The sequence below is a fragment of the Streptomyces sp. NPDC002536 genome (assembly GCF_053594995.1).
The window spans coordinates 33,772-53,781 of record NZ_JBSFWU010000051.1 but is presented as its reverse complement, the minus strand read 5'-3'; the positions used below and the strand labels follow the sequence as shown (position 1 = coordinate 53,781).

Below are 20,010 nucleotides of genomic sequence, written 5' to 3'. Positions count from 1 at the left end.
GGTCGTCACGGGCTGCGTCAACCCCATCGAAAGCTTCGAGGCCAGCCGGAAGTACGTCTGGAACACGGGTGACTCCAGCACCGCCGACATCGCCGGCAGCAGCACGGTCGTGGCCGGCCAGGTGGTCACCCCGGCCACCGGCACTGTCACCAACGGCCGTTTCCGGGGCCGGAAACTGCTCCAGCTCATCCCCATCCTCCAGCCGAACGCCCTGCAGTGCCTCGGGGAGGGCCTCACCCACGCAACCGGGGCGACCACCTTGACGATCTCCTAGGCCCCCGGCAACAACTTCGGCACCGACACCAGCAACGCCCGCTGGTCGGCGAGCACCGCCGCCACCCCCGCCGTGACCCCGGCCGCGTCCTCCGCCCCCACCGCCGTCCGCAACGCCGTCGCGTCGTCGTCCAGCTTCTTCAGCTGCGCCGGCACCTCCGCAGCGCGGTCCGTCGCCTTGACCGACCGCTGCAACCGCCCCGACGCAGCGCGCAGCCGTCGTTGCAGCTCCTGCATCTCCACCGTGTCCGGCGTCTTCGCGCGGGCCTCCGTCCCGATCCGGGACCCGAGCAGCAGCGTCTCGCCGAGGCTGCCGACCGTGTCGAGCGGGCCCGCCGCATCCGGCGCGGGTGCCTCGGCGGCAGGGGGCGGTGCGGAAGGCGGTCCGTCCGACGCGAGTGCGGGACCGGCGATCAGCAAGGCGAGCGAGCCGCACACGGCGGCCGCGGCAGTGGAGGGAATCGTGTTCAGGCGCATGCCGTCACCCTTGGCGGGCACCCGCCGGCCCGCAACCGGCGGGCGCCCCCGCGGGGGCCTCCCGGCACGCCCCCGCGCTAAACCTGACCTGCGAGTACGTCAAGCCGGGGAGCCGCGGGCCGGCGTGCGGCCGAACGGGTTCCCGTCCGGCACAATCGGGGGATGTCCAGATCCAGCGCACGCCCCCGGCCGGCCGTCGGCCCCGACTCGCCCTGTCCCTGCGGGCTCGGCGACACCTACCAGAACTGCTGCGGCGCCTTCCACAGCGGGCAGAAGTCCGCGCCCACGGCCGAACGCCTGATGCGCTCGCGCTACAGCGCCTTCGTCGTCCGCGACACCGCGTACCTGCTGCGCAGCTGGCACTCCAGCACCCGGCCCGGGCACCTCGACCTCGACCCCGGGATGCGCTGGACCGGGCTGGACGTCCTGGCCACGACGGGCGGCAGCGCGTTCCACCAGGAGGGCACCGTCGAGTTCCGGGCCCACTACAGCGAGCGCGGGCACCAGGACGTCCTGCACGAGGTGAGCCGGTTCGTCCGCGAGGACGGGCAGTGGGTCTATCTGGACGGCGCCATCAGCTGACCCGGCCGTACCAGACGCTGCCGGTCCAGATCTTCTCCAGGCGGACGGTCGTGCCCGGCTTGGGGGCGTGCCAGATCTTGTTGTTCCCGGCGTAGATGCCCACGTGGTAGACGTTGCTGCCGGAGTGGAAGAACACCAGGTCGCCGGTCTGGCGGGAGCCCGCGGAGAGGTGGCGGGTCGCGTTGTACTGATCGGCCGCGGTGCGCGGCAGGCGCTTGCCGATCCGCTTGAACGAGTAGAGCGTCAGGCCCGAGCAGTCGAAGCGGTTCGGGCCGGTCGCGCCGTACTGGTAGGGCGATCCCTGCTTGGCGGCCGCGACCTTGAGGGCCTGTTCGCCGGGGGTGGCGGCCTGGGCGCCGGGGGCCATGCCCGGCAGGAGGACCGATGCCGCCACGGTGGCGGCGGCAAGTACGGGGATGCGCGCAGGTATTCGAGGCATTGCAGACATGCCGAAGCCCTTCGTCAGCCGCCTGCGAAAGATGACCTGTCGGGTTCGGGCTGGACGAAGGTGCCCGGCCACGGTCGTGGCTTCACCCCAAGGACCACCGCCATCGTGGTCCGTCGTGCTCGGGTCTCCCGCTCCTGCCGGTCCGTCGAATCGGTTCCGCACCCGGTGCAGTGGCAGGACTCGGCGTCCGCCCGGGTGGCCCGCCTCGGTGACGGGGTCTCATGTTCGAGGGACGATCCTGCACCACCGGCCGCGCGAATTCAGCGTCGAATGGGGCTTCTGTGAACTTCTTCACTTCCGTCCTGTAACTGCAACCACGCCCGTATCTGCCGCCCCATCAGCACGGTGTCAGCATGGTGTCAGCACGGCTTGCGCCATGCGTCCAGGCCCAGTCGCTTCTGCATCGAGCTGAGTCCGAGCCGGGTCGTCCTGTCGCAGAACTCCCCGGTTTTCAGGTCGTATTCGACATGGAAGACCGCTTTGTCCGCCTTGATGAAGGGCGTCAGCCGCGCGCACTCGTCGTACTGCGCGCACTGCTCGTTCACCGCGAAGTCGAAGTCGCCCACCAGCTGCGGGATCTGTTCCAGGTCGTTCTTCAGTCCCACCGACATGCCCCGGTCGTGGGCGAGTTTCGCCAGCATCCGGTTGAAGGCCAGCTGATCGTCGGCGGTCAGCTTGAAGCCCGTCGAGTTGCGGAATCCCTCGGTCAGGTCCGGCTCCACGGCGTCGAAGCCCTTCTTCCGGCACATCTCGATCCGGGCCGCCATGATCGGCTTCAGGACGTCGAGACGGCGGATGTCCACCCACTTCTCGCCCTCCCAGCCCTTGTTCTTCGCGCCGAGGACGCCCTTGGGGAAGGCGTTCTTGTCGGGCCGGAAGTCCTCCCACGCACCGGCGTTGAAGTAGCAGATCACCTTCCGGCCGCGGGCGTGCAGCCCGGCGACCGTCGCGGCATCGTTCTCGAAGCCGTCGATGTCGTAGACGGGGACGTCCACCGAGGTGTCGACCTTGCCGTCGAGCTGCCACTGCCAGCGCGTGCCCGGCTTCGGCTGCCAGCGTTTCCCGGAGGCGGGCGGCTGTGCATCACCGGAACCGCCGGAGGGCGGAGCGGACTGCTGCTCGTCCGGATCGGCCCCCTCGTCCGAGGAGGACGAGCAGCCCGCGAGGGCGAGCAACGACAACACGGCAGCCGCCCCCGCCCGTATCCGCCTCATCGCACCGCTCCCGTCGTCAGGGGCGCGCTCTGCCAGGGGTTGGCACCGTCGCCCGGCACCGCGCAGTGCACCCCGGCGCCGCGCCGCTCCGCCGTGCGGGCCACCTGTTCCGCGCAGCCGTCCGGGACCGCGTAGACGAGGTGGCAGAACCGGCCCGGCGGATGGTCCGCTGTCCAGGCCGGCACCCCCGCCCGCCAGTACTCCTCCCAGCTGCCCTCGAAGGTGACCAGGAGGTCGGCGAGCCGTGCGTAGCCCGGGTCCGGATGGGTCCCCGGGTTGAGTGCGACGGTCCGCGCGCCCAGCGTCCGGGCGATCAGGACCAGCCGCCGGTAGTACGGCAACACCGCCGCCCCGGAGGGGACTTGGTCGAGGAAGACGCCGTCCACGTCGTACCACCGGCGGTGCCGGCGGATGTCCGCGGCCACGGCGCGCGGGCGGCGGCGGCCGTACCCGGTGTCGGTGTAGCCCAGCATCCGCACCCCGGCGCGGCGCAGCCGGCCGGCGGCCTCGGTGAAGGCCGGGTCGGGGCGGTGGCCGGGGCCGTCCGCGGCGTTGAGCACGACCCCGTACACCTGCGGGGCCGCCGCCTGCAGTTGCGCCCAGGCCTCCGGGTGGGTGGCCGGGTGGGCGTAGAGCGGGACGAGCAGCCGCCGTTCGCCGTGCGGCATGTCCGTCATCGATGGGTCCCCTCTGTTTCCGGTGCTTCCGCGCGGATCGCGCACCACATGTCGGAGAGACTCTCGGCCAGCGGGTACCGCGGTGTCCAGTCCAGGGCGCGGGCGGCCGCGGTGATGTCCGCCTGCTGCCAGGGGACGGCGGCCGAGCGGGGCGATCCGTCGCCGTCCTCCTCGATGGTGCCCCGGAAGCCCGCGGCGCGGGCGAGGCCTTCGGCGAGGTCGCGGACGCGGCGTGCCGTGCCGCTGCCGATGTTGAGGACGGGAGGGAGCGGCCCGGTCGCGGTGACGGTGCGGACGACGGCTGCCGCAACATCCCGTGCGTCGACGAAGTCGCGGTAAGAAGACAGGTCCCCGGTCCGGATCACGCCGTCGGGAGCGGCGCGGCGCAGCTCGGCGGCGAGCCGTCCGGGCAGGGAGGCGAGGGGCTGGCCCGGTCCCACGGGGTTGAACACCCGCAGCACGACGGCGTCAAGGCCGGAACCGGTCACCGCGAGGGTGCCGGCCAGCTTGCTCGCGCCGTACAGGCCCAGCGGGCGGGCCGGGCCGGACTCGGCGGCGGGGCGCTGCCCGTCGGCGGGTCCGTACTCGGCGGCCGAGCCCAGGTGGACCAGGCGGGCCCGGGGCGCGGCCTGGTGCAGGGCCGCGCACAGGACGGCGGGGCCGAGCGCGTTGGCGGCGGTGAGCTCCACCGCGCTGCCGCCCACGGCGCCCGCGCAGTTGACGACCGCGTCGGGGGCCGCCGAGCGCAGGACGGACGCCAGCCGTTCGGCATCACGAGTGGCGATGTCGAGAGGGAGGTCCGCGGCGGGCGACCGGCCCGCGCAGAGCACCCGCGCGCCCGGGAGGGCGCGCAGCTGCCCGGTGGCGTGCCGGCCGAGGAAGCCGGTGGCGCCGAGAACGAGGATGCGCATGCGGGCCGTTCACGCTCCCTTGATCAGCAGGTCGCGGCGGAGGGAGAACTCGGCGTTGGCCCGGTCGTAGTCGTCGGGGCGGCCGATGTCGAGCCAGTAGCCCTCGAACTCGTAGGCGTGCGGCGGGGTGTCGTCGCGCAGCATGTCGAGGACGAGCTCGTCGAAGCCGAGCGGGAGGCCGGGGGTGTAGCGGGCGAGGGCCTCGCGGGAGACGCCGTAGACGCCCATGGAGACGCGGTAGTCCATGCTGGGCTTCTCGGCGAAGCCGACGACGCGGCCGGAGTCGGTGGTCAGCACGCCGAAGTCGATGCTGACGCGGCGGGGGTAGGTGGCGATGGTCAGCGGTGCCGCGGAGGCGATGTGCCGCTGGAGGACGTCGCCGAAGTCGAGGTCGGTGAGCACGTCGCCGTTCATCACCAGGAAGTGCTCGGGCAGCCGGTCGCGCATGGTCAGCAGCGGGCCCATGGTGCCCAACGGGCTTTCCTCGGTGGTGTAGTCGACGCGTAAGCCCCACTGGGATCCGTCGCCCACATAGGCTCTGATGATGTGGCCGAGGTGACCGATGGCCAGGGTGCAGCTGGTGAATCCGGCGCCGGCCAGCTGGCGCATCACGATTTCGAGGATGGCGTGCTGGTCGCCGATCGGCACCAGCGGCTTGGGCAGGGCGGTGGTGTACGGGCGCAGCCGGACGCCCTTGCCTCCGGCCAGGATGACTGCGTGCATGGTGCCGTTCCTCTCTGCTCCCGGTCCGGGAGCGGTGGGCGGTGGAACGTCAGCTGTGGAACGTAAGCGGTGGAACGTCAGACGTTGTAGATGCCGGTCTTGTAGCGGGTGAGGTTGGCGGGGTCGCGGAAGAAGGCGACGGTGGCGGCGAGTCCCTCGTCGAGGGTGTGGGCGGGGGCCCAGCCGGTGGCGGCCCGCAGCCGGGAGGCGTCGGCGAGCAGCCGCATCACCTCGGAGGCGCCGGGCCGGACGCGCTCCCGGTCGGTGCGGATCTCCAGGTCGGCGTCCATGAGCTTGCCGATCAGGTGCACCAGGTCGCCGACGGAGATCTCCTCCCCCGTACCGGAGTTGAAGGTGCGGCCGACGACGTCGGCGGCGGGCGCGGTGCCGACGGCGAGGAAGGCGGCCACGGTGTCCTTGACGTAGCTGAAGTCCCGGGTGGGCCGCAGGTCGCCGAGGGTGATGGTGCGCTGCCCGGCCGCCACCTGCCCGATCACCGTGGGGATCACGGCGCGCATGGACTGGCGCGGCCCGAAGGTGTTGAAGGGGCGCAGGGTGACCACGGGGAGCCCGAAGCTCGCGTGGTAGCTGTCGGCCAGCCGGTCGCCGCCCGCCTTGGACGCGGCGTACGGGGACTGGGTGTTGATGGGGTGGTCCTCGGTGATGGGCACGGTCTGCGCGGTGCCGTAGGTCTCGCTGGTGGAGGTGTGCACCAGGCGCGGGATGCCCAGGTGGCGCACGGCCTCCAGGACGTTGAGGGTGCCGGTGACGTTGGTCTCCACGTAGCTGTGCGGGGCGCGGTAGGAGTACGGGATCGCGATGAGCGCGGCCAGGTGGTAGACGGTGTCGGCACCGGTCACCAGCGACTGGACGGAGCCGGGGTCGCGGACGTCGCCGAGGACGACCTCGACGTGGTCCATGACGTCCTCGGGCAGGTCCTCCAGCCAGCCGAAGGACGAGAAGGAGTTGTACTGCACCATGGCGCGGACCCGGTGGCCGCGCGCGACGAGCGCCTCGACCAGGTGCGAGCCGATGAATCCCTCGGCGCCGGTGACGGCGACGGGTGCAGGTGCGGACATGCGCGGTTCTCCCCTTTTTCAGGAACGCTCTCAGGAGCGTTCTCGGCAACGGGCGTTCTGGTGCGGTGCTCAGCGGTGCGTGGTGATCCGTCCGAGCAGTGCGGTGGCGACGGCCAGCAGGGCGGCCGCCGCGCAGGTACACGTGACGAGCTGGTCCTGGGCGGGTGCGGAGATGCGCAGGACGAGGGCGGTGGTCTCGGTCCCGGCCGCGGCGAGGCACAGCAGGGCCGGGGTCCAGGCGATGCCGTAGGCCTGGAGCATCAGTCCGGTCCACAGCACCGCACCGAGCGCGAGCAGCGCCGCGGTGCGGGTGGGGTCCGGCAACGAGGCGTGGGGCCACAGGAGGGCGACGGCCAGGGCCAGCAGGGCCAGTGCGGCGAGATAGGCGGCGACGCACAGGGCGAGCACGCGGGCTGCGCCGAGCAGCATGCCGGGGAAGGTCGTCGCCCGGGCGAGAGCGTCGAGGGCTCTGCCCCGGCAGCGGTAGAGCAGCCATTCGGCAACACCCATGCTGAGGGTGAGGGCGAGGACGGCGGGTCCGGCGGTCCCGGTGCCGCCGGTGTGCCGCAGGGCGTCGCCGAGTGCGGCGACGGTCGTCAACACCCCGCAGCCCAGGCCGAACAGGCCGTACGGGAGCGAGGCGAGCGGCGAGAGCGACGGTGGCTGGCCCTCGGTGCCGCGGGTCTGCAGGACGGTGCGGACGGCGGCGGCGACGGCGCCCCCCGCCGTGCCGAGCAGCAGCGCGACCCCGGCCACGACCGGCGGTTTCTCCACCAGGGTCGCGGCTCCCCCGGCGGCGGTGGGCAACAGGGCGTACAGCAGCAGCCGTTCACGCCCCAGCACCAGCAGCGTGGTGGCCGCCGCCAGGTACAGCGCCTGGCCCGCAGCGAAGGCGTGCGCCCCGGCCGGGCCCGGCAGCAACAGGGCTGCGGCGGTGGCGAGCAGTGCGCCGAGCGGTGCGCCGACGGCCAGGCAGCGCCCGGCCGCGGGGCGCCCGCCGGCGGCCAGCCGGAGATAGGCGCGGTGGGCGAGGCCCTGGTTCCAGGCCCAGGCCAGCAGGGCGGAGGCGGCCAACGGGCCGGTGCCCGCGGGCAGTCCGCCGTCGTGCCGGCCGCCGGTGATGAGAGGTGCGGCGAGGGTGTAGCCGAAGCCGGGCAGAGTGAACACCAGGGAGCGCAGCAGGCAGGCGCCGGGCGACACCCGCCAGGGGTCTGTGCGGGGCGGGGGCTCGGGGTGGCTGCGCGGCACCCGGGCGAAGAGCTCCGCGGCCAGCTCGAACGCGTCGTTCCTGCCGTAGCGTTCGGTGATCTGTTCGCCGGTGAGGCCGCCGGCCTCCAGGACGGCGGCGATCTCGTCGGGGTGCACGGCCGTCGCGCAGACGTCGGCCATCTCCTCGGCGAGGTCGTCGAGCGGGTCGGCCGCCCAGCGCGGCCGGTGCCGTGGCGGGGCGGGGTCGGCGAGCTGGTGCGCGGGTTCGGGCTCGTCGGGCGGTACGAGGCGTAAGACTCCGCTCATCCCGCACCCCCGGCGGCCATGGCCATGACGGGGGCGGACTCCCGGCGCTGCCGGGGCAGTTGCTGCACCGGGCGGAGGCCGCCGAGGTCACGGTAGATGTCGCGGAAGGCGCTGATGGTCTGGCGGAGGGTGAACTGCTCGACCACGCGCAGCCGTGCGGACTCCCCCATCCTCGCGCGGGTCTCGGGGTCGCCGAGCAGCTGCAGTGCGGCCTCGGCCATGCTCTCCGGGTCGCGGGGCGGTACGACGATCCCGCTGTCGCCGACGGCCTCGCGGACGCCGCCGACGTCGGTGGAGACGGTGGCGCGGCCGCAGGACATAGCCTCGATGAGGGTGAAGGGGAAGCCTTCGCTGATGCTGGAGAGCATCACCACGTTGCCCGCCGCGTAGGCGTCGCGGATGTCGTCGACGCGCCCCTCGAAGGTGACGGACCCGCCGACGCCCAGGTCCGCGGCGAGCTTCTCGCAGGCGGTGCGGTAGCCCTCGCCCCCGCGCGGGGTGCCGCCGAAGAGGCGCAGCCGCGCCTCGGGTATCTCCCGGTGCACCAGCGCGAACGCCCGGATCAGGGTTTCCAGGCCCTTGATGGGGTCGACGCGCCCGGCCCAACTGAGCGTCGGCGTCTCCGGTTCCGGCCCGGCGGGCGGGAACGCCGCCGGGTCGACGCCGTTGTAGACGGTGCGGATCCGGTCGGGCGGGGTGCCCCCGTGCTCCTCCCAGCGCCGGTTGTAGCGATTGCCGGGGGTGACGAGGGCGGCGCACCGGTAGCTCTCGATCGCGAGCATCCGGAACAGCCCGAGCATCAGTGCCTTGACCGGCCAGCGGTAGGGCTCGCTGCGGAAGCCCAGGTAGCGCTCGCGCAGATAGATGCCGTGCTCGGTGAGCAGGAACGGGGTGCCGTGCCGGTGGTGGGCGACCAGCCCGGGCACGGCGGCCAGGCCCCCGCTGACCGCATGGGTGATCCCCTCGGCGGGGACCCGTGCGGCGAGCGGGCGCAGGGCGTGCTCCAGCAGGTCGGTGGCGGTCAGTGCGTCGTGCAGGGTGGGGCGGGCGGCGGCCGTGCCGAGGCGGGGCCGGTTCCAGAGCCGGGCCAGGAGGCGGGCCGCCGCCTCCCCGCGCAGCGCGGGGAAGAGGGTGCCTTCGGTGGCGTGGTCGGCCAGCCGGTGGAAGGTACGGGCGAAGTGCTGTTCCTCGCCGGGGTCGAGCAGGGCCAGGAGGAACTGCTCGTAGCAGGTGAGGAATTCGCGCAGGGCCCGGCCGCGGGGGGCGCGGCCGGCGGGCGGCGGTCCCCACAGCGGCAGGGTGTCGACCTCCCGGACGTGCCGGGGCAGTTCCCAGGCGAGCTGCTCCCGGCCGGTTCCGGTGACGGCGATGACCCGGAAGTCGACGTCCGGCATCCCCTGGACCAGCTGGTCGCACCACACGCTCACCCCGCCGTGACTGTGCGGGTAGGTCCCTTCAGTGAGGAGGGTCACCGAAGGGATGTCGGATGCCCTTGCGGCATGCGGTCCGTGCATGAAAGTCGGTTTCTCCAGAGACATCAGGACTTGGGCGGAATCTGCACGGAAGTACGGACGCCGGGTCAGCGCCGGGCGGTTGCAGCGGGCCCGTAGGGAACCGGGGGGCGCACGCCACGCGGCACGGGCAGGGCGGCTGCCGGTGCCGGCACGGCGGCTGCAGTACCACCGGCCTTGTGGTGAGCGGGAGTTGCCCCGGCGGGCAGGGTGAAGTCGAGCCGGTTCTGGCCCGCGACCGGTGCGACCCAGGCCGAGCGGCTGCCGGCGTAGGCGGTACCGAAGGCGGTGCCGCCCTGCAGGGTGCCGTCGGGCAGGGTGGCGAGGGCCTGAACCCCGGCGGGTGCGGTGACGGTGACGGCGTTGCCGATGCGGTAGGCGGTCACCTTGCCCGCGGCGAGGGCGGTGTTCCAGGCGGCGCGCTTGCTCAGCTCCGTACCGATGTCCCGCATGCGGAGGTTGACGATCGGCGTGTTGTCGGCGAACAGCCCGGCGTAGTCGGAGAGGACGCTCTCCAGGACCTTGTAGCCGATCCGCTCCTCGGAGAGGTTGGACTGGTGCATGAAGTGCGGCCGCGGGTCGTTGGCGAGGACGTGGCTCAGGGCGATGCGGGTCTCCAGCGGCGTGATGTACGTGCCGAACCCGGTCTTCACGTCGAGCGGCTTGGGCAGGCAGGTGGTCACCTTGGAGTTCTCACAGGTTCCGCTGCCGCCGTCGGACTTCTTGGTGTAGAGCCAGTTGTACTCGTCCGTCTCCTCCTGCGCCGTACCCGCGTTGTAGAAGACGTTCATGGGGTAGCGGGGCACGGTGAGGGCGGGGCCCACCGGGCGCTGCTGGGGTTCGCGCGAGGTGTCGCTGCCGGTCCAGGCGATGCCCAACTTGGCGTAGACCGGTCCGAGTTCCGGGTTGTCCTGGGTCTGCTGCGGAAGCATCTTCAGACCGGAGTGCTCACCGGTGATGAGCTCGTCGTTGTCGACGGCCAGGCCCTCGCGGGCGGCCCAGGCACGGTTGTTGGTGATCTCGTCGCTGATCTCCTTGCCGCTGACCCACTGGGTCTTCCCCGCGGCGTCGGTGGCGCACTTCCAGGGCACGACGGTGGTGTTCTGCTCACAGCCCAGGAAGGCGTGCGTATAGGTGTGGTTGATCCACCGGAAGGACTTCTGGTCGGCGGTGAGCTGCTGGAGCAGCGGGTCGGGCAGGCCGCCGTGCTCCGAGCGGTACTCCTCGCTGCCGACGCCGTTGAAGGCGAAGTCCAGCGGGAGACGATGGCTCTGCGACCACTGCTTGGCGTACTGCGCGTCGGCGGCCGTCATCCGCAGCGGCGGGTGCTCGGGGCTGGGGTTGCCGGGGCAGTCGACGTCACCGGGCGTGCACTTGAGCTTCGTGTCCCAGCGGTCGTCGGAGGCGAAGACGTCGTCGACGTGCACGCCGAAGTAGTTGCGGGAAGCACCCAGGTGGACGCCCTGGGTGAGCCACTCCATGATGCCCCGGGACACCAGCCGGTACTGCGACTGGTACTGGTTGGCGACGAAGGTGACGACCAGCTCGCTGCGTCCGTCGTGGTTGTACTGGCCGATCAGCGACCCGCGCCCGGTGCCGCCGGGGACGGCGGCGTCGAGGAGGGTGGTGTAACCGGCGCCGTCGGGCTGCTGGGCCAGCGGCGCGGAAATGTATCCGTAACTCTCGCTGATGTTCGGGTCGTTGTCCTCGAACGGAACGTTTTTTCGGAGGTAGCCGAAGGGACCGGCGGCCCCCGCCGAGGTGACCTGGGCCGTCTTCCCGTCCAGGGTGCCCGCGTAACCGGAGTCGGCGGGAACGTTCAGGCCGACGGCCGGACGGGCGTAGGTGTAGGCGTCGACCTGGCGGATGCCGAATCGTTTCTCGTAGCCGGCCAGCGCGGCCATCTCGGCCGAACCCCCGCCGAAGGGGTTGTCGTTGGGCAGCACGATGCCCTGGTACTTGGCCCGGGCCCGCCCGTCCACGGTGTCGGCGAGGAAGGCGTCGTCGACCTTCTGCCGCGCGGGGTCGGTGAGATCGACCGTGGTGTACGGGGTCCCCGCGGCGTCCAGCGTGCTGCGGATGGCCTCCACCGAGGGCCCGCCGTCGTCGACCACCAGCACCTTCAGGTCGATGCGCGGCGCGGCGTCGGCGTCGGCCGCGTGCACGGCCCCGGCCGGCAGGGCCATGCCGAGCAGAACGGCCGCCGCCCCCGCCGCGACCGGACGCGCACTGCGTCTGCTTCCCGTTCTTCCCGTTCTCATGACGTCAACTCCCCCCGGGACGCAGGCCACGCACGGGGTGCGCGCCGCCTTGTCGTCCAGGACAAGTGCGAGCAGCGCCGGGCTCGTTCCGGATGCCGCACGCACAGCGAATGATCCCCACCATTCGGCCCCGCATCAGCCGGACTCCCCATACCGGCTGCGACCGCTCCTGCCCTGAAACGGAAGCGGACGCCGATTGCCCGGATCCGGGCCGCGCGGGCGGAGCCGGGACCGCGCGGCAGCGATGCGGCACCGGGGCACGGCCGCGCCCCGGTTCCGGAGGCTCCACCGCCTCCCGACCGCTCAGCCATATAGTGCGCCATGCCCGGAGGCCGCGCGGGGCGCACTGGGCAGGTGCCCAGGGGCGTTCATGAATTCCTGTCCTGTTTTCGCTGTAACCCCTCGCGGCTCTTTGCCGTCCGCGCTTCGCTCGTATGCCCGGGCATCGCCAGGGTGACCTGTGTCGACATTGGTATACAACGCCTCTGGACCATCTCTGCCGGAACCCCGTCGCACCTGCCCTTCCCGTATCCGGACGCCCCGAGATCGGCCTGATGCGAGCTGTCCGATATGCCTGTTGCGCACCGCATGCGGCGAGAGCGTCTGGCATCTGCCGTTACCGGAAGGCGAATTGGGGCCGTCCGGAGACCGGACCGGTGATGTCGACCCCGTGAGCCCCATGCGAACCGGACGACTCCGAGGGGCGGTTGAGTTCTGCTGCGGCAGCTCTTGACCGAAAGTCAGGGGACATGGACGTTGAGATTTGTCATGAGCACAACGTCACATGGCATTGGCGCTCCCACCCCCCATGATCCCCGGAGGAGCCACGTGAGAAGACGTCGAACTCCCCTTGTCGCACTGGTGACGACAGCCTTGGCCGTTCTGACTGCCCTGCCCGTTCTGGGTGCCGGTCCCGCAGCGGCCCACGGCGCCGGCACCGCCCCCTCGCCCGACGCACCCCACCGCGGAGTCGTCACCGCCGCGCACGCCCCCGGCCACTCCCCCGGCCGTGACCGCGCGGTCCGCGCCTTCGCCGAGGGCCGCCGGGAACGCAGCGCCGCCGGCTGGACGCACCGGCCCGGGACCGCGGCGGACCTGACCCACAACTGGTGGGGCATCTTCCCGCAGCCCGGGACGTACGACGGCATCACGGCCACCCACTCCGTGGACCCCTCCTACCGGGTCTCGGCCTCCGACAACTTCACGTACGCGCCCACGACCAAGGCCCAGAACTCCTGCATGGAGGTCGTCACGGCGTACTCGAACAGCGGCAACGAGATCTGGGCCTGGGACTGGTGCAGCGACCCCGGCGGCCCGGCGAAGGTGCTCGCGATCAACGCGGACTTCCTGGCGAAGTACACGGCGAACAGCGGTGGCCGCACGGTCTACGGCGTGCAGCTGGCCCGCGACGACGCCGGAACGAACAGCTGGTCGTCCTACCTCTACAACTACCGGACGGCAGCCTGGGAACTGCTCTTCCGCCAGTCGGGGCAGGACCGGAGCGGGCTGGCCCACGGCTGGGACATGTTCGAGATCTACGCGAGCACCAACCCCGCGACGGGCACGGGCTATTACTGCACGGAGGCGGCGAACACGATCTTCGACAGCTCGTCGATACAGCTGCGGAGCGAGGGCGCATGGAAGGCGGCGAGCCCGTCGGACTCGCCGTGGACGGAGCCGAACCCTGACGGCGCCGCATTCCTGTGCCCGGGGCTGAGGTTCGTCCAGGCGGGGGCGAACGACCACTGGACGGTGCGGCAATAGCCGGCCACAAACGCACCGGCCCCCGCCGGAGGTGGCGGGGGCCGGTGGTTGCCGTCATGTGTAGGGACGCCCTACGAAAGGCACTTCTCCATCCACATCACCGAAACCTTGCGCCACTGCGCTGTGTTCGCGTTGTGGTGGTCCAGCCAGTTCTTGAGCGATTCGCAGGAGAACGCCGGAGACTTGGGGTGCGCGGCAGTGGCCGTGACCGTGACCGCTTTCGGTTCGGCCGACGCGCCGACGGCCTGCGACGCCGCTCCGGCCGAGAGCAGCAGGAAGGGCGTGGTCATGACGGCGACCAGCGCCCGGCGCCCGTGACCAAGAGAATTCGACATGATGCAGCTCCCAGCGGAAAGACGCCCTGGCGCCGCATACGTCGGGGGGCTGCCCTCAACCGTCAACGGCACCCGTTTTCAGACTGGCGCCGCGATATCCGGCTGTCAATGCCGCCTGCCGGCCCGCCGGCCTTTGCCGGCTCAGTACGTCGGAAGCTGCTTGGGGCTGAGGCCGTACTTGTTGTGCTGCGGGACGGTGTCCAGGCACATGAACACCAGCAGGACGATCCAGCCCACGACCGGAATCAGACCGAACAGCACCCACCAACCCGAACGATCAGTGTCGTGCAGACGCCGGACGGTGACGGCGAGCGAGGGAAGGAGTATGGCCAGGCTGAACACGGTCCCGATGACCGAGTTCGTGCCGAGCACGGCGTCGGCGACGGTCAGCACGATGCTGATGACGATGCTGATCAGGGTGAACATCCAGTACTCCTGGCGGCGCGCACGCCCGCTGAACACCGCGTATTTCTTGAGTACATCCACGAACCAGTGCACTGGGTCTCCCAAAGCAATGGGCCCCGGAGGGCCCGTTTGTTACGTAAAGCCGGAGTAAAAACTACACCATGTCGGTGGGGTGTGGATACCAGGGGGGAGTACGTCGCAATTCACCCGCGCAACGCGACCGAGGTCCTGCGGCCCACCGCTCAGCGCCGTCGGCCCTAAGGCCATCGGAGGGCTGGATTCCGGACTGTGGGCCGACGCGGGAATCGGGTCCGTTTCCTAGGTTCGTAAACCAGGCGCCGCACGAGGATCAACCGCCACAGGAAAGCGCAGCCCAGGCTGTTGACGTGCGGTGCTCGCTGCGCGAGTTCTTCTGTGGAGTTTCCCGCAATGCCGGTGATGACGGCAGCCCTCGTGCTGCTTGCCTTCGTGACGCCTCTGGCCACGGACATGTATCTTCCTGCGTTCCCCCGCATGACGGGGGACCTGGGCACCGACGCCTCCGGTGTCCAGCTCACCCTCACCTCGTTCCTGATCGGCATGGGCCTGGGCCAGTTGATCCTCGGACCGCTCTCCGACCGGTTCGGGCGGCGCAGGCCGATCCTGATCGGCTCGGCGGCCTGCGTCGTCGTCACGGCGCTGTGCGCGCTCACGCCCTCGCTCGGCTGGCTGGTTGCGCTGCGCTTCCTCCAGGGCTTCACCGGTGCCGCCGGTGTCGTCATCGGCCGAGCCGTCATCTCCGACGTCGCAACGGGCAAGAAGGCGGCGAGGCTGCTCGGCATCCTGATGTCCCTGCTGGGCGTCGCCCCCGCCGTCGCACCGGTCCTGGGCGGCGTCGTGATCGAAGCCGCCGGCTGGCGCGCGGTGTTCTGGGCCCTGGCCGCCACCACGCTCCTCGCGCTCGTCGGCGCACTCTTCGCAGTGCCTGAGACCTTGCCGGCCGAACGACGGCAGGCGGGAGGAGCCCGGTCAACTGCCCGGGCGGTGCGCGAGGTTCTCACCAACCGGCCCTACCTCGGACACACGCTCTGCTTCGGAATGTCCCTGGCCGTGCTCTTCTGCTACCTGGGCGGCGCGTCCTTCCTGTTCCAGAATCTGCTCGGCCTCAGCATCGGTCAGACCTCCGCAGCCTTCGGCTCCGTCGGCGCCGTCAGCGTCGTATCCGGCCTCGTCATCACCCGGCTCGTCGGCCGCTTCGCTCCCCGGGCACTGCTGCGCACCGGCCTCGGGGTGATGCTCGCCGGCTCGGCCGCCCTGTGCGTGCTCGCACTGGCCGGCGGGCTGAAGCTGCCGGTGGTGCTGGCCCTGTTGTACGTCACCTTCGTCGGCATCGGCCTGGTCAGTATCAACGCGGCCGCACTCGCCCTGGAACGCGTACCCCGGGCCGCCGGAACCGGCTCCGCCCTCCTGGGCACCGTGCAGAGCGTCCTGAGCGCCATCGCCGCCCCTCTTGTCGGCCTCGGCGGCGAGCACACCGCCCTGCCCATGTTCGCGGGCATGACACTTTCCGCCGCTCTCGCCGTCCTCGTACTGGGGCTGACGAAGCAGCCCGTCCAGCGCGCAAGCCTGATCGGCGGCCTCAACTCTCCCCCAGCACCGCCCGGATGACGTGCCGGGCGGTGCGCGCCATCGCCGGGTTCGTCGTCCGGTAGTACGGCAGCGCGATCAGCGCCTGCGAGAGCGTCCGCCCCCGGCCGCGCCGCCACGTCGCGTCGTCCACGCCGAGCGCCTCGCGGAAGATCTCCCGCGCACCGGCGGGGAGCAGGTTCCATGCCGGGAAGAGGTCGCAGGCCGGGTCGCCCACTCCCGTGCACCCGAAGTCGATCACCGAGGTCAGTCTGCCGTCGCCGTCCACCAGCAGGTTGCCCGGCATGAGATCGGCGTGCAGCCACACCGACGGCTCGTCCCGGACCGGGGCCCGCAGCGCGTCCTCCCAGACGGCGGTCACGGCGTCGCAGTCGATGTCCTCCTGCGGGATCCTGCGCAATTCCCCGATCGCCGCCCGGGTCTCCGCGTCGAGCGAGGCGACCGGCCCACCGCGGTGTGCCGTCGGCGCGCCCGGCAGGGTGATGCTCCGCATCGCCGTCACGAACCCGGCCAGATCCGCGGCAAGTTGCCCGGGCGCACGCAGCGCCCCCGCCTCGGGGTTCTCCCCCGCCAGCCACCGGTACACCGACCACGGCCACGGGTACCCCTCGGCGGGACGGCCGGCCCCGAGCACCTCGGGAACTGCGGTGGGCAACCGGGCCGTCAGGCGAGGCAGCCACTCCCGCTCCAGCTCCACGTCGCCGGCCCCGCCCGCCACCAACGGCAGCCGGACGACCATGCGGTCGCCCAGCCGGTACATGGCGTTCACCGTCCCGCCGGACGGAAACCGCTCGACCGTCAGCCCCGCCCATTGCGGGAACTGCCCGGCGACCAGCCGGCGTACGAGGTCGTCGTCGATGGGGTGCATACCGGGATGCATCTGCATCTGCCCTGTGCTCATGGGGCGCCAGTCGACCGCCGGGGCGGAGGGGCGTCAATCGCTTTTCTCACTGCAGTGCATAACGGCACGTGAGGCCCGGCGAGTGAGGCCTCGTGAGCCCGCTCGGCAGGTGCACGGTACGCCCGTACCGGCTCGTACCGCCCCCTCCAGTACGTCCGTACCACCCCTCACACCACCGCCAGCACGATCTTCCCGGTCAGATGCCCCCGCTCGCTCTCCCGCTGGGCCTCCGCCGCCTCCGACAGCGGGTAGAGGCGGTGGATCGGGAGTTGCAGGATGCCCGACTCGAAGAGGCCGAGGGCCGCCGTGAGGGCGGGCACCGTGCGGGACGCGCCCGGTTCGGCGCCGGAGGAGAAGTGGACGCCGTGGCGCAGGGCGCCCTCGCTGTCGGCGATCGTCACGACGCGGTCGGGGCCGCCCGTCAGCTCGACCGAGACGGCGACGGCGTCGCCCTTGCCCGACGCGTCCAGGGCCGCGTCCACCCCGTCGGGGGCCAGCGCGCGGACCCGGTCGGCGAGACCCTCGCCGTAGGTGACCGGGTGGGCGCCGAGCCCGCGCAGGTACTCGTGGTTGGCCTCGCTCGCGGTGCCGATGACGTGGACGTCGCGGGACCGCGCGAACTGTACGGCCATCGTTCCCACTCCCCCGGCCGCGCCGTGGATCAGCAGGGTCTCGCCCTCGCGGAGCTGCAGCGGTTCCAGTGCCCGCCAGGCGGTCTCGGCCGCGACCGGCAGTCCGGCGGCCTCCTCCCAGGGCATCGAGACGGGCTTGGCGGCCAGCCGGCTCGCATCCGCCAGGGCGCGCTCGGCGTACGCGCCCGTGACCGTGGGGCCGAGCACGGCGTCCCCGGCCCGGACCCCGGTGACGCCGTCGCCCACCGCTTCCACCACACCGGAGGCCTCCCGGCCGGGGACGCAGGGGAACTCGACCGGGAAGAACCCGGCCATGTCACCGCTGCGGATCTTGTGGTCGATCGGGTTGACCCCGGCGGAGCGTACGGCGATCCGCACCTGACCCGGCCCCGGGACGGGCAGGTCGAGTTCGACGGGCTGCAGCACGTCGGCGGATCCGTAGGTGCCGAAAGCAATGGCCTTGATCTTGGTCATGGGTTCACGATGCCTTGAAGAGGGTGATTCCGCGCCTCGAGCCCGCGCCTGGGCGCCCTACTGTACACCTGTACAGTAAGGGCCGTTGCCGGTACTCCGCCGAGGAGTTGAACCCTCAGCCCTGCGGCTGCGCGACGGCGCACTCGGCGGCGCGGCTGACCTCCTCCCAGCCCTGCCAGGTCGCGATCCGGTCGCGGCAGATCGCGAGCGCCCCGTCGAACACGGCGCTGCCGAGGATCAGCCGGAGCGGCGGCTCCTCGCTGTTCACCAGCTTCAGCAACGCCTCGGCGGCGAGCCGCGGTTCACTGTCGACCGAGCCCTCGGCGTGCAGCTTCGCCAGCTCGGCGCGCATCGGCTCGTAGGCCTCCATGGGGGCTGCGGTGGTCATGTTGCTCCACAAGTCGGTCCAGTAGCCGCCGGGTTCGACGATGGTGGTCCTGATGCCGAAGCGCGCGGCCTCCATGGCCAGCGCCTCGCTCATCCCCTCCAGCGCCCACTTGCCGGCGTTGTACATCCCCGAGGACGCGTGGGCCGCGATGCCGCCGATGCTGGAAATCTGGACGAGGTGACCGGAGCCCTGGGCTCTCAGGTGCGGCAGGACGGCCTGGCTCACCCACAGCGGGCCGAAGAAGTTGACGTCCATGTGGGCCCGCGCCTCGGCCTCCGTGAACTCCTCGACGGCGCCTGCAGCAACGGTTCCCGCGTTGTTGACGACGACGTCGAGTCGGCCGAACGCGGCAACGGCCTGCTCGACTGCCGCGAAGACGGCGGCCCGGTCGGTGACATCGACGCGCACCGTGACGAGTCGGCCGGGGTGCGCGGCGGCCAGGTCGTCGAGAAGCTCGATGCTGCGGGCGGCGCCGACGACGCGGTCACCCGCGTCGAGGGCGGCCTGAGTGAAGGCACGGCCGAGGCCGCGGGTGGCGCCGGTGATGAACCAGACGCGGGAGGAGGGTTCGGGGACGGACATGAAAAGCGGTCTCCCTTCGGACGGTGCACGACTCTCGCGAACGAGACGGTTCGTCTCGTATCACTGTCATGAGTGTGCACCGCCCCATCCCGAAGATCAAGGGAATAAAAGGAATAGGGGAATTGCGATGCCGCCCGGCCGGAACCCCGGCCGGGCGGCACGCACACACCGGCAACTGCCTCAGCCGCGCAGCGCCTTCATCACCGCATCGGCCATCACCCGTTCACCCGTGGCGTTGGGGTGCAGCGACAGGGCCGGCTTGGTGGGCAGGATGCCCTCGATCCAGCGGTCCGAGGAACAGGCGTCGTGTCCCTTGGTCGCGCTGAGCGTGTCGACGTACGTGGCTCCGTTGGCGGTGGCGGTCGTGGAGACCATGTCGTTCAGCTTGCCGATGACAGAGCGCAGGTAGGTGAGGTCGCCGGTCGTGGCCGGCATCTTGAACAGGCACGTCCTCGCGTCGTCGGGGAGCACCGCCGGGTAGCCGGGGACCAGCACCTTCGCCCGCGGCGCCTTCGCGTGGATCCGCTGCAGCGCGGCGGCGAGTTGGGGGGCGGCGGCGTCGAGGCGCTTGTCGAGCGTGTCCCCGTAGTGGTCGCGGCACGGGGCGCCGAACGGGTTGGTCACGGAGAGGGTGGCGCAGACGGCGACGACGTCGACGAAGCCGAGGTCCGTGGTGCCGAGGTTGTTGCCGCCGATGGTGAGGGTGACCAGACCCGTGTCCCGTGTGACGGCGTCGAGTTGGGGACCGTTGACGGGGATCCCGGCGTCGGTCTGGGTGGAGGTGAGCGCGCCCACCTTCGCGGCGGCGCAGGTCACATCCTTGTACGAGGACACGGACGCGGCCGACGAGGCGTCCCGCGCGAGTGTCTCCGCCACGATGTGGCCGTAGTTGCGGGACGAGCGCATGCACAGGCCCGCCGACTGTGCGGGGACTCCGGCCCCGGCGGCGTAGGAGTCGCCGAGGGCCACGTACGTACCTGCCGGGACACCGTCGGCGTCCGCGGCGTGCGCGGGGGCGGCCACGGTGACCAGGGAAGCGGCGAGGAGAGCACAGGCGGCGGTCGTCGGGACGGCTCTGGACACGGTTCCTCCCGTAAAGGGGCAGCCCGTAAACGGGCAGAGGGGGTGAGGGAACGATTTCGAAACCGGCCGGTAACGTTGCCGGTATCGTCGCCGCCCGCCACCGCGCAGGCCATGTGCCGGCACACAACAGACCCGGAGGCGCATTGTCC

At 71.5% G+C, this 20,010-nt stretch carries 20 protein-coding genes and 1 riboswitch; of the genes, 4 read left to right on the top strand and 16 right to left on the bottom strand.

All coding sequences use genetic code 11. From position 1 onward, the window contains the following. Positions 1-274, top strand: a 274-nt coding sequence (locus tag ACWD4B_RS19815; RefSeq protein ID WP_451421952.1) for a hypothetical protein, incomplete at its 5' end; no start/stop codon positions are given. Here the strand turns inward: ACWD4B_RS19815 and ACWD4B_RS19810 are convergent. Beyond that, complete coding sequence (locus ACWD4B_RS19810; protein WP_451421951.1) at positions 271-750, bottom strand: hypothetical protein; 480 nt, start codon at positions 748-750, stop codon at positions 271-273. The genes ACWD4B_RS19815 and ACWD4B_RS19810 overlap by 4 nt on opposite strands. Positions 751-912: 162 nt before the next feature. Here ACWD4B_RS19810 and ACWD4B_RS19805 point away from each other — a divergent pair, with 162 nt between their 5' ends. Continuing rightward, positions 913-1,332 carry a YchJ family protein gene (locus ACWD4B_RS19805; protein ID WP_451421950.1) on the top strand — a complete coding sequence of 140 codons (420 nt, stop codon included), beginning with the start codon at positions 913-915 and terminating at the stop codon, positions 1,330-1,332. On the opposite strand, the gene ACWD4B_RS19800 is transcribed toward ACWD4B_RS19805, so the two are convergent. From ACWD4B_RS19800 to ACWD4B_RS19760, 9 genes are all read right to left on the bottom strand, one after another. After that, entirely contained in the window at positions 1,325-1,780 is a 456-nt protein-coding gene (locus ACWD4B_RS19800) for a C40 family peptidase (RefSeq protein ID WP_451421949.1), read from the bottom strand. The genes ACWD4B_RS19805 and ACWD4B_RS19800 overlap by 8 nt on opposite strands. Before the next feature lie 4 nt (positions 1,781-1,784). After that, a riboswitch (cyclic di-AMP (ydaO/yuaA leader) is annotated at positions 1,785-1,938 on the bottom strand. A gap of 201 nt (positions 1,939-2,139) precedes the next feature. Next, complete coding sequence (locus ACWD4B_RS19795; protein ID WP_451421948.1) at positions 2,140-2,994, bottom strand: endo alpha-1,4 polygalactosaminidase; 855 nt, start codon at positions 2,992-2,994, stop codon at positions 2,140-2,142. Continuing rightward, positions 2,991-3,662: a spherulation-specific family 4 protein gene (locus ACWD4B_RS19790; protein WP_451421957.1), complete on the bottom strand. Its 672-nt coding sequence runs from the start codon at positions 3,660-3,662 to the stop codon at positions 2,991-2,993. Before ACWD4B_RS19790 ends, ACWD4B_RS19795 begins: the two co-directional genes overlap by 4 nt. Before the next feature lie 5 nt (positions 3,663-3,667). Continuing rightward, positions 3,668-4,582, bottom strand: a complete 915-nt coding sequence (locus tag ACWD4B_RS19785; protein WP_451421947.1) for an NAD-dependent epimerase/dehydratase family protein — start codon at positions 4,580-4,582, stop codon at positions 3,668-3,670. Between the two features lie 9 nt (positions 4,583-4,591). Continuing rightward, positions 4,592-5,305: a nucleotidyltransferase family protein gene (locus ACWD4B_RS19780; protein WP_336410973.1), complete on the bottom strand. Its 714-nt coding sequence runs from the start codon at positions 5,303-5,305 to the stop codon at positions 4,592-4,594. Between the two features lie 77 nt (positions 5,306-5,382). Further along, the gene (locus ACWD4B_RS19775) at positions 5,383-6,384 is read right to left on the bottom strand and encodes an SDR family NAD(P)-dependent oxidoreductase (protein WP_451421946.1); all 1,002 of its coding nucleotides are present in this window, start codon (positions 6,382-6,384) and stop codon (positions 5,383-5,385) included. Between the two features lie 69 nt (positions 6,385-6,453). Continuing rightward, positions 6,454-7,899 carry a hypothetical protein gene (locus ACWD4B_RS19770; protein ID WP_451421945.1) on the bottom strand — a complete coding sequence of 482 codons (1,446 nt, stop codon included), beginning with the start codon at positions 7,897-7,899 and terminating at the stop codon, positions 6,454-6,456. Beyond that, on the bottom strand, positions 7,896-9,413 hold the full coding sequence (gene pelF, locus ACWD4B_RS19765; RefSeq protein WP_451421944.1) for a GT4 family glycosyltransferase PelF: 1,518 nt from the start codon (positions 9,411-9,413) through the stop codon (positions 7,896-7,898). Before pelF ends, ACWD4B_RS19770 begins: the two co-directional genes overlap by 4 nt. Positions 9,414-9,478: 65 nt before the next feature. Further along, complete coding sequence (locus ACWD4B_RS19760) at positions 9,479-11,671, bottom strand: hypothetical protein (protein WP_451421943.1); 2,193 nt, start codon at positions 11,669-11,671, stop codon at positions 9,479-9,481. An 873-nt stretch (positions 11,672-12,544) separates the two neighbouring features. Between ACWD4B_RS19760 and ACWD4B_RS19755 the strand changes: the two genes are divergently transcribed. Next, positions 12,545-13,435 (top strand): carbohydrate-binding protein, encoded by an 891-nt coding sequence (locus ACWD4B_RS19755; protein ID WP_451421942.1) that lies wholly within the window; start codon positions 12,545-12,547, stop codon positions 13,433-13,435. 71 nt (positions 13,436-13,506) lie between these two features. Here ACWD4B_RS19755 and ACWD4B_RS19750 read toward each other — a convergent pair whose 3' ends face one another. Together ACWD4B_RS19750 and ACWD4B_RS19745 are read right to left on the bottom strand one after the other, a co-directional pair. Beyond that, complete coding sequence (locus tag ACWD4B_RS19750; protein ID WP_451421941.1) at positions 13,507-13,770, bottom strand: hypothetical protein; 264 nt, start codon at positions 13,768-13,770, stop codon at positions 13,507-13,509. Between the two features lie 141 nt (positions 13,771-13,911). Further along, positions 13,912-14,268 carry a DUF805 domain-containing protein gene (locus ACWD4B_RS19745; RefSeq protein WP_451421940.1) on the bottom strand — a complete coding sequence of 119 codons (357 nt, stop codon included), beginning with the start codon at positions 14,266-14,268 and terminating at the stop codon, positions 13,912-13,914. A gap of 345 nt (positions 14,269-14,613) precedes the next feature. On the opposite strand from ACWD4B_RS19745, the gene ACWD4B_RS19740 reads away from it, so the two are divergent. Continuing rightward, a complete protein-coding gene (locus tag ACWD4B_RS19740; protein WP_451421939.1) occupies positions 14,614-15,822 on the top strand; it encodes a multidrug effflux MFS transporter in 1,209 nt (402 codons plus the stop codon). Here ACWD4B_RS19740 and ACWD4B_RS19735 read toward each other — a convergent pair. The 4 genes from ACWD4B_RS19735 to ACWD4B_RS19720 form a co-directional block, all read right to left on the bottom strand. Beyond that, complete coding sequence (locus ACWD4B_RS19735; RefSeq protein ID WP_451421938.1) at positions 15,794-16,702, bottom strand: aminoglycoside phosphotransferase family protein; 909 nt, start codon at positions 16,700-16,702, stop codon at positions 15,794-15,796. The genes ACWD4B_RS19740 and ACWD4B_RS19735 overlap by 29 nt on opposite strands. Before the next feature lie 167 nt (positions 16,703-16,869). Beyond that, positions 16,870-17,799: an NADP-dependent oxidoreductase gene (locus ACWD4B_RS19730; protein WP_451421956.1), complete on the bottom strand. Its 930-nt coding sequence runs from the start codon at positions 17,797-17,799 to the stop codon at positions 16,870-16,872. A 124-nt stretch (positions 17,800-17,923) separates the two neighbouring features. After that, positions 17,924-18,778 carry an SDR family NAD(P)-dependent oxidoreductase gene (locus tag ACWD4B_RS19725; RefSeq protein WP_451421937.1) on the bottom strand — a complete coding sequence of 285 codons (855 nt, stop codon included), beginning with the start codon at positions 18,776-18,778 and terminating at the stop codon, positions 17,924-17,926. Between the two features lie 180 nt (positions 18,779-18,958). Next, entirely contained in the window at positions 18,959-19,861 is a 903-nt protein-coding gene (locus tag ACWD4B_RS19720) for an SGNH/GDSL hydrolase family protein (protein WP_451421936.1), read from the bottom strand. Positions 19,862-20,010 lie beyond the last annotated feature (149 nt).

Coding starts and splice junctions, on each gene's coding strand:
- ACWD4B_RS19810 (WP_451421951.1), bottom strand. CDS start 750: ATGCGCCTGAACACGATTCCCTCCACTGCCGCGGCCGCCGTGTGCGGC.
- ACWD4B_RS19805 (WP_451421950.1), top strand. CDS start 913: ATGTCCAGATCCAGCGCACGCCCCCGGCCGGCCGTCGGCCCCGACTCG.
- ACWD4B_RS19800 (WP_451421949.1), bottom strand. CDS start 1,780: ATGTCTGCAATGCCTCGAATACCTGCGCGCATCCCCGTACTTGCCGCC.
- ACWD4B_RS19795 (WP_451421948.1), bottom strand. CDS start 2,994: ATGAGGCGGATACGGGCGGGGGCGGCTGCCGTGTTGTCGTTGCTCGCC.
- ACWD4B_RS19790 (WP_451421957.1), bottom strand. CDS start 3,662: ATGCCGCACGGCGAACGGCGGCTGCTCGTCCCGCTCTACGCCCACCCG.
- ACWD4B_RS19785 (WP_451421947.1), bottom strand. CDS start 4,582: ATGCGCATCCTCGTTCTCGGCGCCACCGGCTTCCTCGGCCGGCACGCC.
- ACWD4B_RS19780 (WP_336410973.1), bottom strand. CDS start 5,305: ATGCACGCAGTCATCCTGGCCGGAGGCAAGGGCGTCCGGCTGCGCCCG.
- ACWD4B_RS19775 (WP_451421946.1), bottom strand. CDS start 6,384: ATGTCCGCACCTGCACCCGTCGCCGTCACCGGCGCCGAGGGATTCATC.
- ACWD4B_RS19770 (WP_451421945.1), bottom strand. CDS start 7,899: ATGAGCGGAGTCTTACGCCTCGTACCGCCCGACGAGCCCGAACCCGCG.
- pelF (WP_451421944.1), bottom strand. CDS start 9,413: ATGCACGGACCGCATGCCGCAAGGGCATCCGACATCCCTTCGGTGACC.
- ACWD4B_RS19760 (WP_451421943.1), bottom strand. CDS start 11,671: ATGAGAACGGGAAGAACGGGAAGCAGACGCAGTGCGCGTCCGGTCGCG.
- ACWD4B_RS19750 (WP_451421941.1), bottom strand. CDS start 13,770: ATGTCGAATTCTCTTGGTCACGGGCGCCGGGCGCTGGTCGCCGTCATG.
- ACWD4B_RS19740 (WP_451421939.1), top strand. CDS start 14,614: ATGACGGCAGCCCTCGTGCTGCTTGCCTTCGTGACGCCTCTGGCCACG.
- ACWD4B_RS19735 (WP_451421938.1), bottom strand. CDS start 16,702: ATGAGCACAGGGCAGATGCAGATGCATCCCGGTATGCACCCCATCGAC.
- ACWD4B_RS19725 (WP_451421937.1), bottom strand. CDS start 18,778: ATGTCCGTCCCCGAACCCTCCTCCCGCGTCTGGTTCATCACCGGCGCC.